The 17,263-nt window shown below is 39.3% G+C and carries 10 protein-coding genes; 1 reads left to right on the forward strand and 9 read right to left on the reverse strand.

Going from position 1 to position 17,263, the window contains the following annotated elements:
* Positions 1-122 precede the first annotated feature (122 nt).
* Positions 123-1,769, reverse strand: a complete 1,647-nt coding sequence (locus tag FJ709_RS10580; protein WP_226410028.1) for a methyl-accepting chemotaxis protein — start codon at positions 1,767-1,769, stop codon at positions 123-125.
* Positions 1,770-2,055: 286 nt separating this feature from the next.
* Here FJ709_RS10580 and FJ709_RS10585 point away from each other — a divergent pair, with 286 nt between their 5' ends.
* Positions 2,056-2,805, forward strand: coding sequence for an SDR family oxidoreductase (locus FJ709_RS10585; RefSeq protein WP_226410029.1), 750 nt, complete (start codon positions 2,056-2,058; stop codon positions 2,803-2,805).
* A 110-nt stretch (positions 2,806-2,915) separates the two neighbouring features.
* On the opposite strand, the gene FJ709_RS10590 is transcribed toward FJ709_RS10585, so the two are convergent.
* From FJ709_RS10590 to FJ709_RS10625, 8 genes are all read right to left on the reverse strand, one after another.
* Positions 2,916-3,449 carry a cell division protein ZapC gene (locus FJ709_RS10590; protein WP_226410030.1) on the reverse strand — a complete coding sequence of 178 codons (534 nt, stop codon included), beginning with the start codon at positions 3,447-3,449 and terminating at the stop codon, positions 2,916-2,918.
* A 170-nt stretch (positions 3,450-3,619) separates the two neighbouring features.
* Positions 3,620-4,639 carry a quinone-dependent dihydroorotate dehydrogenase gene (pyrD, locus tag FJ709_RS10595; protein ID WP_226410031.1) on the reverse strand — a complete coding sequence of 340 codons (1,020 nt, stop codon included), beginning with the start codon at positions 4,637-4,639 and terminating at the stop codon, positions 3,620-3,622.
* A 62-nt stretch (positions 4,640-4,701) separates the two neighbouring features.
* A complete protein-coding gene (locus FJ709_RS10600) occupies positions 4,702-9,546 on the reverse strand; it encodes an NAD-glutamate dehydrogenase (RefSeq protein WP_226410032.1) in 4,845 nt (1,614 codons plus the stop codon).
* A 270-nt stretch (positions 9,547-9,816) separates the two neighbouring features.
* The gene (locus FJ709_RS10605) at positions 9,817-12,126 is read right to left on the reverse strand and encodes an efflux RND transporter permease subunit (RefSeq protein WP_226410033.1); all 2,310 of its coding nucleotides are present in this window, start codon (positions 12,124-12,126) and stop codon (positions 9,817-9,819) included.
* Positions 12,127-12,169: 43 nt separating this feature from the next.
* Entirely contained in the window at positions 12,170-13,177 is a 1,008-nt protein-coding gene (locus FJ709_RS10610) for a WD40/YVTN/BNR-like repeat-containing protein (protein ID WP_226410034.1), read from the reverse strand.
* Positions 13,178-13,251: 74 nt separating this feature from the next.
* Complete coding sequence (locus FJ709_RS10615; RefSeq protein ID WP_226410035.1) at positions 13,252-14,616, reverse strand: DUF1329 domain-containing protein; 1,365 nt, start codon at positions 14,614-14,616, stop codon at positions 13,252-13,254.
* A gap of 13 nt (positions 14,617-14,629) precedes the next feature.
* A complete protein-coding gene (locus FJ709_RS10620; protein WP_226410036.1) occupies positions 14,630-16,666 on the reverse strand; it encodes a DUF1302 domain-containing protein in 2,037 nt (678 codons plus the stop codon).
* A 311-nt stretch (positions 16,667-16,977) separates the two neighbouring features.
* Complete coding sequence (locus FJ709_RS10625; protein WP_226410037.1) at positions 16,978-17,196, reverse strand: DUF2835 family protein; 219 nt, start codon at positions 17,194-17,196, stop codon at positions 16,978-16,980.
* Positions 17,197-17,263 lie beyond the last annotated feature (67 nt).

Below are 17,263 nucleotides of genomic sequence, written 5' to 3' on the forward strand. Positions count from 1 at the left end.
GTTAACAGAACATGTTAACCTGGGGCTGTTGATCTTGATTCATTTCACCACAAATTTTTTGTCTGATATAAATGATCAACATCAAGCAGTAAAAACAACCTTAAAATAAACAGGCCGAAATATTACACTTTAAAATGAGCGACTAATTCAGCAAGTTTTTCAGACCCTTGCTCAATTTGGCTACTACTTTGATTAATGTCCTGATTATATTCTCTGTTCTCGACGGACATGTCGTTTATGCGAGTAATATTCATATTTAACTCTGCAATAACCGCACTTTGCTCTTCTGTTGCCGCAGCTATTTGAATATTCATTTGTGAAATCTGTTCAATTGAATTTTTAATCACATCAAGCGCGCCAACCACTTGGCCAGTTTCTGAAACCGTTTCATTTGATTTAATTTTCGCTCTTTCAACTGAAGCATTAACACTGTCGATAGCGTGACGAATGGCATCGATAATACCGTTAATTTCTCGGGTTGAATCTTGCGTTCTGCTTGCTAGAGTGCGCACTTCATCTGCCACAACCGCAAATCCCCGTCCAGCCTCACCAGCTCGGGCAGCCTCAATAGCCGCATTTAATGCTAACAAGTTGGTTTGCTCTGCAATACCAACAATCACATCTAATATTTGGCCAATTTTACTCGAACTAATTTGTAGTCCTTTAGCCACTTCCTCGGTATGAATGAGCTCACTTGAAAGCTCATTAATTTTGCCCATGGCGTTATCAACTACTTTAGCGGTTTTGTCCGCTTCTTCATCGGCAGAATGCGCGCTTTGTGCGGCCAGTTGCGCATTAGAAGCCACTTCTGAGGCTGTCATCGACATCTGGTTGATAGCCGTTGCTACGTTTTCGGTTTCCATTTGCACGTTAGTTGAAACTTGATTCGCTTTTGCAGCAATCGCTGACATTCCACCTGCTAATTCACTGCTGTGTTGAATAGACTCTCCAACAGAAGCAATAACGTTCTGAATTTTAGAGGTAAACATATTAAAGTGAGTAGCAATCTCTTTTAACTCATCAGCCCCTTCTTCTGATAATCGCAAGGTTAAATCGCCCTCTCCTTTAGCCACATTTTCAAAAGCAGTGATGGTAGAGCGCATTGGTACCGAGACACTCTGAATAATAATATAAAGAAAAATAAGTACCGGTAGCCAAACCAAAGCAAGCAAAAAGATGTAACTGTAAATAAATTCATGATTTTGGGCATCAATGTCATCAACATAAATACCTGTTCCAATAATCCAGTTCCACGGAGTAAATTTTTTCACCACCGACATTTTTGGACTTGGGTCTACTTGATTGGGCTTATTCCACATGTAATCGACTCTAGCAGACTCTTGAGTTTGCGTTCTATCAATCATCAATTGGAACAATTTAATCCCGTCAGGATCTTTCATTCCTATCACACTGGTATCAACAAGTTTTTTGGCAAAAGCATGCTGAATCATCACGCCTTGGGTATTGATACTGAAATAGTATTCTTGCCCTGCGTAGCGCAAATGATCAAGTGCAGCGATAGCCGACGTTTGTGCCTGCTCCGCAGTTAACTCTCCTTGCTCACTGCGTTGATAGTATTGATCGACAACAGCAACAGCCGCATCAACTAAAGCATGTAATTTGGCTTCTTTTTCGGCAATGAGTACATTATCAATACGGTTAAGCGCAAATAAAAACATTAAAATGGTGGCGACAATGCTTAACACTAACATTCCGAGTAATCGTTTCGAAATGCTCATTTTTCTTAATAGAAGGTTTATAACGTTCATATAACCACCTGAGAGTATTAAAAATAAAGTATTTTAAAATCTTAAAAAGTTATGACACTCTAGAGATTATATCGTCAAAACAACACTCTCCTTTAGTATGATGTGATGTTTTTATAATCATTATTGTCAATCTAAACTTGGATCAATAACAGCAGTTTGTCAAATTTAAGACACAATAAATCAGTAAGTTAGTTATTTCTAAAGTGGTATGGTTAGTGTTCAAGTAAAACCGTCTACAAGATGTATCTGCTCTTACATTAAAAATAAAAATAATAAAGGAATATTCATGCATAGAAGCAACATCCTCATTACAGGCGCAAGCTCAGGTCTTGGCCTTGGAATGGCGAAACAATTTGCCAAGAAAAACCATAACCTGGCTTTATGTGCACGTCGAATTGAGCTGTTAACCCGACTAAAAGAAGAGCTATTAACAATTAATCCAAATATCACAGTGTTTGTTTACGCGCTAGATGTGAACGATCATGAAGCAGTTTTTACTGTATTCAAACAATGCCAAAAGGATATGGGGGCAATTGACAGGATCATCGTCAACGCTGGAATGGGTAAAGGGGCTTCGATTGGCACAGGTTTTTTCAAAGCCAACCTAGAAACCGCACAAACTAATTTTATTGCTGCCATTGCCCAATGCGAAGCAGCGATGGAAATATTTAGACAACAAAATAATGGCCATTTAGTGACAATCTCTTCAATCAGTGCAGTTAGGGGATTCAGACGAGCAATGACTGTTTATGCAGCAACCAAAGCTGGATTAACCTCTTTATCGGAAGGGATCCGAATTGATGTGATGCACACACCAATTAAAGTGACCTGTGTTCATCCTGGTTTTATTCGTACTGAAATAAACGAAAAAGTAAAAACAGTGCCCTTCCGAGTAGATTTAGAAACTGGCTGTAAAGCGATGGTTAAGGCTATAGAGAAAGAAAAGGATAACGTTTATGTACCAAGCTGCCCTTGGGCTTTTTTACACTGGCTACTTCGTGTTGCGCCTTTAAGCCTTATTAGAAAAATGAGTTAACATTATTCTTAGAGTCGACAATAGCAAAAAGCCAAACATCATTGTTTGGCTTTTTTGTAGTAACTGAGCGGATTTTAAGGCAATAACCATTTCTTATTGAATGATTTATCCTAAGCTGCAACCACTTGCTTAGCTTTGCGCAATGGATGCAAGCGATTGTGCATTACTTTAATGGTATCAAATTGATTAAGTGACTTAGTGTCAGATAAAGCACAAGAGTTAGACAAAAGCATCACTGTAGCAGCCTGAAGGCTGTCCTCAACTACTAAAACTAACACCATGACACCATTACAATTAAGTTGAAACAACTTACCTGCGCCGCAAAAAACACATTCATCACTTGCCATGAAAAACCAGGATTTTGGCATTTGAGGTTTAAGTAAGAAATGTGCTGCAGTTGCGTTGAGTGCTGTTTGAACTATCCCAGCATCGGAAATATGTAAAACCTTAGGTAAAATTTCAAGCAAGCGAATGTAATACTTAGCGTGTTCAACACTAAATTCTGTCATTCCTAGCGCATCAGGAATAAGTAGTTTTGACTTATATGGGGTTAAGAACTCCATCTCGGAACCTAAAGATACGCTTAGTTGCTGATATCTTGTGTTAAATTCCCAATGCCAGTCCTTATTTGGCATTAATAACATGATGCAATTTCACCTAAAAATTGAATACTGGTCGATAATAGATTATTTTTCAAACAATATCAAAATTTATTTAAAAAATATTACTGATATTTCATTATCTTAGAACAAAGTGCGATCGCATAGATGCGATCGCGGCATGATTTTTGATCTTATTAATTGATCGTTTGTGGTTATTTTGTGCGATAAGCAGAACAGATTTCTGATACTAGCTGAGGGCCTTGATAGATAAAACCACTGTATATCTGAACTAACGTAGCACCTGCTGCGAATTTGTCATTTGCATCCTTTGCAGAATTTATCCCGCCGACACCAATGATCGGGATCTGGCCGTTTAAATAACCAGCAAGAGTCTTAATTACTTGAGTAGAAAGATCGGTTAACGGCTTTCCACTTAAGCCACCCATTTCCTCTGCGTGCTCTAGACCGGCTACAGTATCTCGCCCTAAAGTGGTATTAGTGGCAATAACGCCATCAAATTTATTTTTAATCAACGAATCAGCAATAGATTTAATTTCATCATCGGTTAAATCTGGTGCTATTTTTAATGCAACCGGTACATATTTACCGTGTTTTTGGGTTAATTCAGTTTGTTTGGCTTTAATCGAACTTAATAAATCATCCAGCAGCTCACCATATTGTAATGTGCGTAAACCAGGGGTATTGGGGGATGAAATGTTGACAGTGATATAAGCACTATACTGATAAACCTTATCCATACAAATCAGGTAATCATCTTTACCCTGCTCTACCGGAGTGTCTTTATTTTTACCTATATTTACACCGACTAAAACATCAGATTTTTTGGCCATGAGGTTACGGACAAGGTTATCAACACCTTTATTGTTGAAACCCATACGGTTAATAATCCCCTTTGCCGGTTTAAGGCGAAACAAACGCGGTTTATCATTACCCGATTGTGGGCGAGGTGTTACTGTACCGACTTCTACATGGCCAAAACCCATTGAATAAAATGCATCAATCGACTCGCCGTCTTTATCTAATCCAGCCGCTAATCCAACAGGATTTGGAAAAGTAATCCCCATACATTCAACGGGTGTTTTTGCGATATTTTGACGATAAAAGCAATTAAGCGGTGTGTTACCGGTTATTTTCAAACTGCCTATGGCAACATTATGAGCCAACTCAGGGTCTATCTGAAACATTACTTTTTGTGCGAGTTTATAAAACATGTTTTCTCCTAGGCCTAAAAAAAGCCCCGGCAATCGCCAGGGCTAGTTCACATTATAAAGAATTACTTCTGACCTTCACAATGCAAAATAAGCAAATTAAGTTCACGTAGGGCGACTGAGAACTTAGCAAACTCATGTGTTTGCGATACTTTAAAGTCAGCTAACATGTGATACCAACGTTGAAGCAAGGTTTTATTACTCTTTATCCATTGATTAATCACAATATCTGCATCACAAGTATCACTACAAGTACGAAGTACCGCTGAGCTTAATGCACGTTGCTGCCAGTCCAATTCTTCACGGAAAGCTGCACGAGCTAATGCTTGCCAATGGTTTGCCACTGGTTGCGCACTAATTTGCTCTAAGAACCAATGCAGCTCAACTTTTGCACCTAGTTTAAAGTAGGTTGCAGACACTAAGTCGAGTGATTTATTTTCAATTTCAGCAATTTGTGCGATATCAAGCGCCGAGAATAATGTGCTCATTTTAGCAACCACTGTTGCAACTGACATTGGCACATTTTCTTTTGTAAGCGAATTAATCTCTGCAGATATCGCTTTAACTTCGGCAGCTATCATATATTGATCTACATTGTCTTTAAGCTTTTCAAATACTGGCTTAAAGAACTCAACTGTTTGTTCAATATTATGACTACGATTACGATGACGGATAAACCAGCGACAAGCACGACGCATATTACGACGTAACTGGTGCAACATCTCACCCTGTACAACTGCTGGAATTACACCGTTTAAATCAGTAATTGATTTAGTTAATTCATCTAAACCGAACACTTCACGGGCCATAGTGTAACAAATGGCCGCTTCAGCTACTGTGGCACCAGTCTCATCTTGCATACGTTGTACAAAATTGAAGCCCATATCATTAACTAGCTCATTTGCTAATGATGTTGCAATAATTTCACCGCGAAGAGGATGCTGTACCATCTTATGGGCGTATTTAGCTTGAAGTTTTTTCGGAAAGTAAGCCACTAGCAATTTACTTAAGAAACTGTCTTCAGTAATTTCAGGGGTCACTAACTGCTCTTTAAGCACCATTTTCGCATATGCAACTAAAACTGATAGCTCTGGACGGGTTAAAGCACGACCATTGGCTAAACGCTCGGCCAAATCATCATCAGTTGGTAAGAATTCAAGGGCACGATCTAACTTGCCTTCTTTTTCTAAATACTGAATGAAACGGATCTGTTCTTTAAGCTGAGAAACACCATGAACTTGAGTCACAGAAATTGTACGTGTTTGATCTTTACAATCCTGCAGTACAATTTCACCGACCTCATCGGTCATTTCTTCAAGGATACGGTTACGCTGCTTAACAGTTAGCTCACCTTCGGCAACTAAAGTATTCAAGAAGATTTTGATGTTTACTTCGTTATCAGAACAATCAACACCGCCTACGTTATCAACGAAATCGGTATTAATACGCCCGCCATTCGCCGCGTATTCTATACGCCCAAGTTGAGTACAACCTAAGTTACCACCCTCACCGACGATTTTAACTCGCATTTCATTGCCATTGACACGCAATGCATCGTTTGCGCGGTCACCCACTTCAACATGGGTTTCTTTACTTGATTTAACGTAAGTCCCAATTCCACCGTTCCACATCAAATCAACTGGCATTTTAAGCAGTTCTTTTAATAATTCGACTGGGTTCATGCTGTCTTTATCGGTAGACAACATGGTTTTCATTTCTGGGGTCAATTTTAATGACTTGGCAGAACGTAAGAAAATACCGCCGCCCTTAGAAATTAACTTAGCGTTGTAGTCTTCCCAACTTGAACGTGGTAGTGCGAATAAACGCTGACGTTCAATATAGCTTTCAGCAACATTTGGGTTAGGATCAATAAAGATGTGCATATGGTTAAATGCAGCAACTAACTTAGTGTGCTCAGATAACAACATACCGTTACCAAACACATCACCTGCCATATCACCTATACCTAAACAGGTAAAATCTGTGGTTTGACAATCAATGCCTATTTCACGGAAGTGACGTTTAACAGATTCCCAGCCACCTTTTGCAGTAATACCCATTTTTTTATGGTCATAACCATTACTGCCGCCAGAAGCAAATGCATCTCCTAGCCAGAAATCGTACTCAATCGCAATTGAGTTAGCAATGTCTGAGAATGTCGCAGTGCCTTTGTCGGCCGCAACAACCAAATATGAATCATCTTCATCGTGACGTACAACATCAACTGGCGGAATAACCTCGCCATTTTTGATATTGTCGGTAATGTCCAACAAACCGCGAATAAATAAACGGTAACACTCTTGCCCTTCGGTAAAGAATGCTTCACGTCCGCCTTCAGTAGGCAGTTGTTTACACACAAAACCACCTTTTGCACCAACGGGTACAATGACGGTGTTTTTGACTTGCTGTGCTTTTACAAGGCCTAATACTTCTGTGCGGAAGTCTTCACGTCTATCAGACCAACGTAAACCACCACGGGCTACTTTACCGCCACGTAAATGCACACCTTCGATTCTTGGTGAATATACAAAGATTTCGAATTTCGGTAATGGCTTTGGCATTTCCGGAATTAAGTTAGGTGCAAATTTAAACGAGGTATAAGCTTTATGATCGCCTTTAGCATCAGTTTGATAGAAGTTAGTCCGTAAGGTCGCGTTAATTAAATCTAAGTAACGGCGAATGATACGGTCATCATCTAAGCTTGATACATCATCTAATTGCTTATCTATTTGCTCTAGGAATTTGCTTAATGTGCGCGTTTTAAGCTTAGGGTTAAACTTACGAATAAACATTTTAACAAGCAAGTCAGCAAGTTTTGGATAACGGCTGAAGGTTTCTTCAATGTAAGACTGGCTGAAAGTGGCATCAATTTGGCGCATATATTTTGCATATGCACGTAAAATAGACACTTCACGACCGTTCAAACCAGTCGACAGTACCATACGGTTAAAACCGTCATCTTCTAGTTTTTTCTGCCATACAAATGACAAAGCATTTTGGAAACGTTCTTGGCTATCGGCAAGATTATCAATTGCAGCACCTTGAACTGTCATTAAGAAGTCAAGAATCCAGAATGTATTACCATCATTGGTTTTAACTTCGTATGGGCGCTCATTAATCACACGTAAACCAAAGTTTTCAAGCATTGGTAGCACATCTGATAAATGGATCGGTTCATCTTTATGGAACAGCTTTAAACGCACTTTATTGTCATTCAACGCTGTTTCTTGCGGCTGATAGAATAACATGCCTAGTTTATGTTCATCATCCAAGGCTTCAAGGTGTTGAAGATCAACAACAGCAGAACTTGGTAATACATCATCTTTATAACTTTGTGGGAAAGCATTGATGTAACGTTTAGTTAACCCGGTACCCGCTTGCTCACCTAAAGCATTATTAAGTGCTGAGTGTAATTTATCATCCCATGAGCGCGCAGCCTCAATAAGATTATGTTCAATCGCAGCCACATCTACATCCATATTATTATTGTCGACTTTAATAATGTAATGAGTACGTGCAAGAGTAGACTCAGAGAAATAAGTCGTAAATTCTACATCTTCATTACTATTAAAGTGTTGAGCAAGAATGCGTTGAGTATCCTGGCGGAATTTAGTGTTATAACGGTCTTTAGACACATACACTAAACACGATAAGAATCGACCAAAACCATCTTTGCGCACAAATAGCTTCAACTTGTCACGGTCTTGCATTTGCAATACACCGTGTGCCATATGTGAAAGCTCTTCAACTTTCGCTTGAATCAGCTCATCGCGAGGCAAGTTCTCAAGAATATTCATTAAAGCTTTATAGTCATGTGAACGTGGTGCTAAACCTGACTGGTCTAGTACGCGTTGGACTTTTTCAGCCAATAATGGAATTTCACGCGGGCTACGGTTATAGAGATTTGAAGCATATAAACCAATGTAACGATCTTCACCAATCACATTGCCTTTCTTATCGAATCTTTTTACACCGACATAATCGACATAAGCTGGACGGTGAACACGGCTTTTAGCAGAGCTTTTAGTCAGCACAAGTAAACTTGAATCTAACGCTTCACGGCGCGCACTTTCAGACAAGGTCGACAACAATAAACCTCGATCACTTGTCGCTGTTTTTGAGCGGCTCATTAAACCCAAACTACTTTCTAAGTCAGGAACTAATTCAACATCACCTTCAACACGCTTTAGATCGTAATAACGATAGCCTAAAAGTGTAAAATGATGGTTATTTAAATAAGTAAGGTAATTAACGGCCTCTTCTAACTCAGATTTATCTCCAGGAAAAGGGCGCTGTGGTAATTGTTTAATTGTGTCAGAAAGCTTTGCAGACATTTCTTCCCAATCAACAACAGAGGCGACAACATCAGCAAGTACGGATTGAATTTCTTTTTCTATTGCTTTGATGTCTGCATCGCTATTTTGCTTATCAATCTCGATTAAGAATACGGCGATATTATCACTGGCTTTAGGCGCGTTATTGACAAACGTTACTTGGGTAACGGCTTTACTGTCACGCACCACAGCTAATGGGGTATGTAACATCACATGAGCGGTTATCCCCATGCGGTTAAGTGCCATAGATAATGAATCAACTAAGAATGGCATATCGGGTTGAATAACTTCAATCACACTATGGCTTGACTGCCAGCCATGTTTTGATTGAGTCGGATTGAACACGCGAATATGGGTATCCCCTGTCGCAGTTTTATTAAGCGCATTCCAAAGACTCACTACTGCACCATATAAATCACTGTCATTTCGGACATTGAGGTCGTCTCTTGACATATGGGCATAGAGGCATTGGGCAAATTGCTCAACTTGTTTTGCTTGTGAATTAGGAATTTTTGAATGAATCAAATTAACTACATTCTCTAATAGTACAGAAGGCATTACATCTTTAAAGGCCATGTTGCAGATTCCTTAAGCGTCTATGGCAGCGCTTTTATCATTTTATGGATGCTTCAGCTTGTTTAACTCAGAAACGCAATTTCTGAGATCTGATGCAGAGCTTAGTACTAAATTGCTGCTATATCGAGGAAAATTTTAGTGGTACATCCTCTCGATATACAGTTTCGTAAGTCTTTTGTTGTTTAATATGCAATTAAACTCGAAGTTTTAGATTAACTATGCAAAAAAAAATGGAGGGCTAAGCCCTCCATTTAAGTCAAGTTATTGTTTTTATTTCTTTTTAGGCCAAAACAGCGCTGAAAGTGCTGGCAGAATAATAATTGCGCCTAACATATTTACTAAAAACATAAAGGTTAACAAAATACCCATGTCCATCTGGAATTTAAGTGCAGAAAAGAACCAAGTGCTTACACCTATGGCTAAAGTTAAGCCAGTAAATATAACCGCACTGCCACGCTCAACCAATGCTTCAAAATAAGCCTGTTGTACTGGCATGCCGTTGCTAAGTTTATTTGACATAGTCGAAAGAATATAAATTCCGTAGTCCACCCCAATACCGACACCTAATGCGATTACCGGCAGAGTACTTACCGCAAGGCCAATATCCAGTAATGTCATCAAGGCCTGTGCAAGGGTTGATACCACATAAAGTGGAATAATTACAGCAATCGTCGCTTTAAGTGATTTAAAGCTAATTAAACACAGGAAGAACACCGCACCATAGACGTAAATCATCATAGGGAGTTGTGCTTCGCTAACGGCTTCATTAGTCGCTGCCATAACGCCAACTGGACCAGAAGCTAATTTAAACTGCAATTTATCGCTATTTAGCTCAGCGGCAACTTGTTTAACTTTATCGACAACTACCTCAATCGTTTCTGCTTTGTGATCTTTTAAGAAAAGATAAACCGGCATCACTGAGCAATCACCATTTAGTAGCCCCGATGTTGTAGGCACTTGCCCAACCGCTTGAACTAAGCTAGCTGTGGTGCGAGGCAATATCTGCCATTTAGGGTTACCTTCGTTGAAACCTGAGTTAACCGCTTTAGCAATCGATGCCAAACTCGCTGTAGACTCGACGCCTGGAGTGTTAGCAACCATCCATTCAAATTGATCAATTTGATTAAGCAATGAATGATAAGTACAGGCTTCTGGTGCAGCTTCAACAATAATGGTCATTACATCGGTAGTAATAGAAAAGTGATCTGTAATGAAAAAAGTATCAAGGTTATAGCGCGAATCTTGATGCAGCGCTGGAGCGCCACCTTTTAAGTCACCAATTTTCATTTGAGTCGCTTGCATATAGCCAACACCATAAAGCACAGCGGTAAAACTTAACACGACAACCGCATACTTTGGTGTTGCAAATTTGGACAAGCTACGCCAAAGGTTTTCTACTTTAGCCTTGTGCTCTGGGTTTTCTTGGGCATTAGATAAGTTGGTATAGGAAATAACCAAAGGCAACAAAATTAAGTTTGTTAAGATAATCACTGCCACACCTAGAGAGGCAGATATAGCTAACTCACGAATAATACCAATATCGATGGCTAATAATGTTAAAAAACCTACCGTATCAGACAATAATGCGATGCCACCTGGCACTAATAGGCTTCTAAATGCTGATGCGGCGGCGGCTTTTGTTGATTGACCATCAAGCACTCTACGCCGCACTGCATTAATCATTTGAACGCCGTGGCTGACACCAATAGCAAACACTAGAAAAGGTACCAGGATCGACATAGGGTCTAACCCAAATCCAATCACTGTAAGCAGCCCCAACTGCCAAATAACCGCCATTAAACTACATAGCAATGGCAAGACAGTTAACGTGATTGATTTAGAAAATAGGTAAACCATAACGGCAGTAATTGCGATAGCAATTAAGAAAAACAGCAAAACCCCTTTGGCACCATCGGCCACATCACCAGCCATTTTGGCAAAACCGATGATGTGAATTTTAATATTTTCATTTTCAAATTGACCACGTAGTTGCGTTTCTAACTGCTGTGCAAAGGCGATAGTATCAAGCGGTTTACCGGTATCAGGGTCAAAATCCATTAATTGAGCTGAAACAATTGCTGCTGAATAATCATTAGCAATTAAGCGGCCCACAATACCTGCTTTTTCAATATTGTCGCGAACAGTATTAAGGCCGAACTCATCGGTTTGAAAGTCAGCAGGAATAACTGGACCGCCCGCAAAACCATCTTCAACCACTTCAGTAAAGCGTGTTGAAGGAGAATAGAGTGATTTAACTTGTGAGCGCTCAACACCGTTAATAAAAAACAGCTCATCGTGCACCTTTTTTAGTGCGTCAAAAAATTCGGGATTAAATATATTACCACTGGTGTCTTCAACCGCGACCATGATCCCATTAGCACCGCCAAAATCTTTTTGGTGTTTGGTATAGGTTTGCATGTAGGTATGCTGAAGTGGAATATTCTTACTAAAAGCCGCATCCATTTTAAGCTGGCTTGCTTGATATCCTAGAAATACCGTGATGAAAATAAATGAAATAATAACCCACATCCGATTACGGAATAAGTGAGTTTCAAAACTATTGACCAGTTTTTCTAACATCTTGTCGGCCCTATTATTATTGTTGTTTTTGTTTTAGTAAAAGTTATTTAGGCAGCTGAAACAGCCCTTTTGAACCCGCAAACCAAATATCGCCCTGCTTGCTTTTGGCTACTGAAACGATGTTTTCACCTTGACGACGTGCCACTATTTCAGCTTTTCCATCATCAACTTTTAAAACAATACCTGCATTTCCTACAAGATATAAATCACCATCATTAACTAAAGCACCGTTAATCGATGATTCAACAGGTAATTCAATTTGTTGCCAAACGTCTAAATCTGATGATGCTTGGAACACATGGCCACGCAAGCCCATTACATAAACATTATTATCGACGGTGATAGCATTAAACATTGAACCATCATAATCAAAATCGACTCGTTCAAAAGAACGTCCCATGTCAGTAGACACCGCAACTAACCCTAACTCGCCAACTAACAACAAACGCTGATCATCTAAGTTAATGACACGATTAAAATGAGGTAGCAAGGCTGCTCTTTCAGACAAGTAAAGCTGTTGATCTTGTTGTTTTAAATCGTTCAAATAAGACACGTCTTCTTCAAACAATAATTCTTGATGAAACTCATCTTGCCAGGTTTTACCACCATCTTCAGTGCGATAGAATAAACCATATGCACCAATTGCTATACCATGTTGCTCAGAGAAAAAACGAACGTCTAGAAAAGGCTTTTCTAACTCGGTCGATTGCATCTGTAAAGACCAGGTCATTCCACCATCATTGGTGTGAATAATAGTTGCATCGTGACCAACTGCCCAGCCTAATGTATCGTTCAGAAAAAAAGCTTTCGTCAATTGGGTGACAACAGGTGTAGAAACTTGCAGCCATTGCTTATCAAATACTAAGACATGACCACGTTGGCCAACAGCGACTAATTTATCGCCTGCATTGACAACATCCGTAATAAGTGATGTTTGAGCAAGCGTTTGAATTTGGACTGTTAAAGGATCAAGTTGTGCATTGACCGAAGCAGTATATAAACATGCACTTAATCCTATCGCGACAGCACTGCGAAGCATGCTAACCTTCATACAAACTTCCTTAAATTTAGGGGCGCAATGCGCCCCTTTTATCTAAAAACTAATATTGAACAAACTAACCTAAATTAACGAATACCCGCACGACGAAGTGCATCAGGGGTAAAGTTAGACTCTGATAGGTTTGCATCAAAGTTATACATACGGCCTTCATTGTCTAAGCCCATCGCCAAATAACGACGAGATTGAAGGTCATGGAATATTTCTAAGGTACTCCATAATGTAGGCACTTCATAATAGTTAATAGTATGTGCTGTGCCGACACGGTATAGCTCATCGCGGTTATCATACATATCAGTTAACGATACCTGCCAAGAATCTTCATCAATGTAGAAAACACGGGTTTTATAAATATGACGCATGCCTTCTTTCAAGGTCGCTTTCACTTCCCAAACACGGTGTTTTTCCCAACGCGCATATTCAGGATTAATATGACCAGGCTTTAAAATTTGATCATATTTAAGCTCACTTGAATGAAGCTTATAATCGTTATAAGGAATAAATATTTCCTTTTTACCGACTAATTCCCAGTTATAGCGAACTGGTGAGCCATTAAACATGTCGAAATCGTCCGTGGTTCTCAAACCATCAGACACTGTACCAGGCGTATCAAAAGCAACGTTAGGTGCCTTACGCACGCGACGTTGTCCTGTGTTATAAGTCCACGCCTGACGCGGTAATGCTTCTTGATCCATGGTTTCTTTTACAAGTAATGCCGTTCCAGCAAGACGTGCTGGCTGTGTTACCACTTGCTTGAAATAAAATAGAGTGTTGGTTTCTTTTAACTTATCTAAAGTAATTTCTGGACGAGTATACTCAAAACGTATTTCTTCAGCATTTTCAACCAGAGTGTATGAACCTCCAGAAGTAGGTGCTGCTTGGCTACGGTAAGTTTCTACATCGACACCACGATAGCGTAATATATGGTTCCAAATTACCTCGAGACCATCATTTGGTAACGGAAATGGCACCCCAATAGTTGCGCCAGAAATACCGTTTCCTTGAGAAATTAATTCCGCAGAAGTAGCATTCACTTTAATGGCATCATAAACATACTGTGGAACTGATGCTGAACGACGAGTTTCATATACATTCATTTGATAGGTATCTGGATACAAATCAAATAGTTTATTCTGACCCGGCGTTAAAAAATCTTTGTACTGTGCCTTATTAGCATTGGTAACAGTAAACAAGATTTTATCATTTGGAAAAGGGTTTAAATGGTGCATTCCTTTTTCATATCCAGCAACCGGCTTAGTAATTCCGCCATCCCACGCTGGAATAGAACCATCTGCGTTACCCGCTTTTTCAGCACCCATAGGCGTTAGGCTTGTACCTAACTTAGCAGCATCAGCTTCTGATACTTTAGCTATGGCAACTGGAGCACCTAGTGCAAAAATAACTGCTGCCGATAATATCGTCAGTTTTTTCATTGTTATTATCCTTTTAAATCGAATACTTGACGTTAAACGAGATATAATCTCTATCTTCCATCGCGTTAGTTGTCCCTACACCACCGAAGAAGCTGTTGTAAGAGAAATCTACGCCCCAACGATTCTGATAATCAAAGTTAAGCCCTAAAGCTACTGACTTTTTACCTTCGGTGAATAAAAACATTGGATCTGGTGTAATCCCGTCAACATCGTGAGAGAAAATAATACGTGGCGCCATGTTAACACCGGCAAATACATTATTAAAATCGGCTTTAGCCACTAAACGATATCCCCAGGCGAAATCAGTTGGGAATGGATTGGTTTCAGGACCATTATGTAAAGCTTGAATAATACCAGTCATATCTGGATTACCACCAGAACGTCCGGTTCCAGGACCATTTAAGCGCAATTCATCAAAACCTGGCATATCGTGAATCCACACACCACCAATTTCGGCCAACATAGTTAAGTTATCTGTTCCTAATGTAGGACCAAATAAGTGTGTCAGTGTCATTTGTGCTTGAGTAGTATCTAGCTGAATAAAGCCATCAACGGTTGCTCCTGGTGCAGCAACATCCATTTGAGATATACCATCTAAATCAGGGCGAAGACCAGCATTAGCTAGCTGTTGAGGCATAGCAGCAAAAAGCAATTCAACGTCATCAATTTGAAGTGGTTCATCTACACGGTGCGCAATTTCACCAGCAACAGACGTATCACCCACTAAAGTATTAAAGCTGAATCCATATAGTTGAATGTCTTCTGGATAGACAATTTGTGCTTTAGTAAAAGTCTCCATACTAAGTAACAATTCACGATCAATTTTACCTTGGCTAGCGGCTAATTTAGCATAATCACCACCAATACCTGCTGCAGTAAAATTAGACGCTGTGCCACTAATAAGTGGACGGCGGCTATGGTAATTCATGTAATATAAACCAAACTCTGTTTCATTTAATTCAGGAGAATAAAAACCTAGTTTAAGGCCGTACTGGCCATCATCACTTGGTGTCGCCTCATCTTGAATTAATGCTACTTTAGTTGAATATGCTGTCATTGCTGAAGCCATTGCAGGATTAAAACCAGTGGCCGCTGCATTGGTATATATTTTCTTATATTCAGATATTAAAAAGTCTAAGTTAATGTCTGGATTAGAGTTAAAGCCTAATTGCGCATTTTGATTATAGCCACCAAAACCGGCAAAATCATTTGTTGCGAAATTAGAACCCGGTGTAGGTACCCAAATTGGTTCCCACTGGTATTGGTAAAAAGCTTCAACATTGAGGTTTTCAGTTAGCCCTAAAGAAGCCCATACCATACCTTGTGGACGGAATGCTTCTTTAAGCTCAGCACCTGGGGCATTAAGGATGTTTAAATCCACAGGGTTTATTACACCAATACCGTGTGGAATTAATGTACTTTCGCCCCAAGAAACAACTTGATTACCGAGTCTGACCGTTAATGGATTTTGGCCGTCATTTAAATCCCAATTAGCATAAACAAAAGCATCTAATAAACGGACATCTTTACATTGCACTTCTGATGCACGATCATCGGCACAAGGATCAAAACTATTACCCGTTAATGGGTCATTAAAATCATAATTACCATCGTTTAATTTGCGATCATAGAAATACATACCACGAACAAACAAACCATAATTTTCATATTTGAGGGATAACTCATGTAATCCCTTTACGATTTCAGAGGTCGTGTCACCTTGTGAGTAAAGTAAATTACTTAAATCGTTATTACTTGAATAAGAGCCTGGTTGAGCCCAAATTTCAGCGGATGTATATTTAGTGTTACTAAATGCAGAATAACCAGACCAATCAAATTGTGGTTGATTAACCTTACCAATTTGGCCTTCCCAGTCACGTTCACCGACACGCCAGCTAGCGCCGACTGTCCAGGTAGAATCGAAAGTACCTTCTACATCGCCCCAGTCAAACGAGGCAGCAGAAGCATTTTGACTCATTCCAAAACACAAAGCCGACATTACCCCCAAAGTAATTGCCGACTTGTTAAATTTTTTCTTAACAATATTCATTTTAGCTTATCTCCGTAACCTGCTGGAATCGTTGTTATAGGAATTTAAACCAACATCTTGTTAGCCCACAGGCAACACCATTGTTACAGTATTTAACCTTGTTGAGCAAGGCCAAAATAAAGAAAATATATAATAAAATTAACGTGGTTAACGAGAATGCTACAACTAGAATGAGTGCTATATTTGAATTGAGTTTAGGGAACCGAAAATGAGTTGATGACAAATAATTAAATACATTTTATTTCAGTAGTTTATTCAAAATTAGTTTGATGGCTTAACATCAAAATCAATAAATCAAACGTTTGAAGTAATTACTCTAACTTAGTTAGTGACTTATATCTACCTTGACTGTCTAACTCCAACTTAAATTGGCCCTTAATACCATTTAGCGTCAAAAAAGGTCTGAAATATTTAGCGTTAATTTGCAAGTGTCGACCTTTAACATCTGTTAAAGCAACAGAATCACTATAACCCTGATAGTATGAAGAAAACTTTATGTAGCTAATATAAATAGAAAAATAAAACTCCACAGGGCCTCCATATAATATTCAGCAATAAAATTAAAAAGAAGGGAGAGTTAACCCCCTTCCGTTTTAT

This window comes from Shewanella glacialimarina, from assembly GCF_020511155.1.
In the GTDB taxonomy this organism is placed as follows: Bacteria; Pseudomonadota; Gammaproteobacteria; order Enterobacterales; family Shewanellaceae; genus Shewanella; species Shewanella glacialimarina.

Excerpts from the sequence above, each read along its gene's own strand:
- FJ709_RS10610 (WP_226410034.1), bottom strand. The coding sequence starts at position 13,177 with ATGAAGGTTAGCATGCTTCGCAGTGCTGTCGCGATAGGATTAAGTGCA.
- FJ709_RS10580 (WP_226410028.1), bottom strand. The coding sequence starts at position 1,769 with ATGAACGTTATAAACCTTCTATTAAGAAAAATGAGCATTTCGAAACGA.
- FJ709_RS10585 (WP_226410029.1), top strand. The coding sequence starts at position 2,056 with ATGCATAGAAGCAACATCCTCATTACAGGCGCAAGCTCAGGTCTTGGC.
- FJ709_RS10590 (WP_226410030.1), bottom strand. The coding sequence starts at position 3,449 with ATGTTATTAATGCCAAATAAGGACTGGCATTGGGAATTTAACACAAGA.
- FJ709_RS10615 (WP_226410035.1), bottom strand. The coding sequence starts at position 14,616 with ATGAAAAAACTGACGATATTATCGGCAGCAGTTATTTTTGCACTAGGT.
- FJ709_RS10600 (WP_226410032.1), bottom strand. The coding sequence starts at position 9,546 with ATGGCCTTTAAAGATGTAATGCCTTCTGTACTATTAGAGAATGTAGTT.
- FJ709_RS10605 (WP_226410033.1), bottom strand. The coding sequence starts at position 12,126 with ATGTTAGAAAAACTGGTCAATAGTTTTGAAACTCACTTATTCCGTAAT.
- pyrD (WP_226410031.1), bottom strand. The coding sequence starts at position 4,639 with ATGTTTTATAAACTCGCACAAAAAGTAATGTTTCAGATAGACCCTGAG.
- FJ709_RS10620 (WP_226410036.1), bottom strand. The coding sequence starts at position 16,666 with ATGAATATTGTTAAGAAAAAATTTAACAAGTCGGCAATTACTTTGGGG.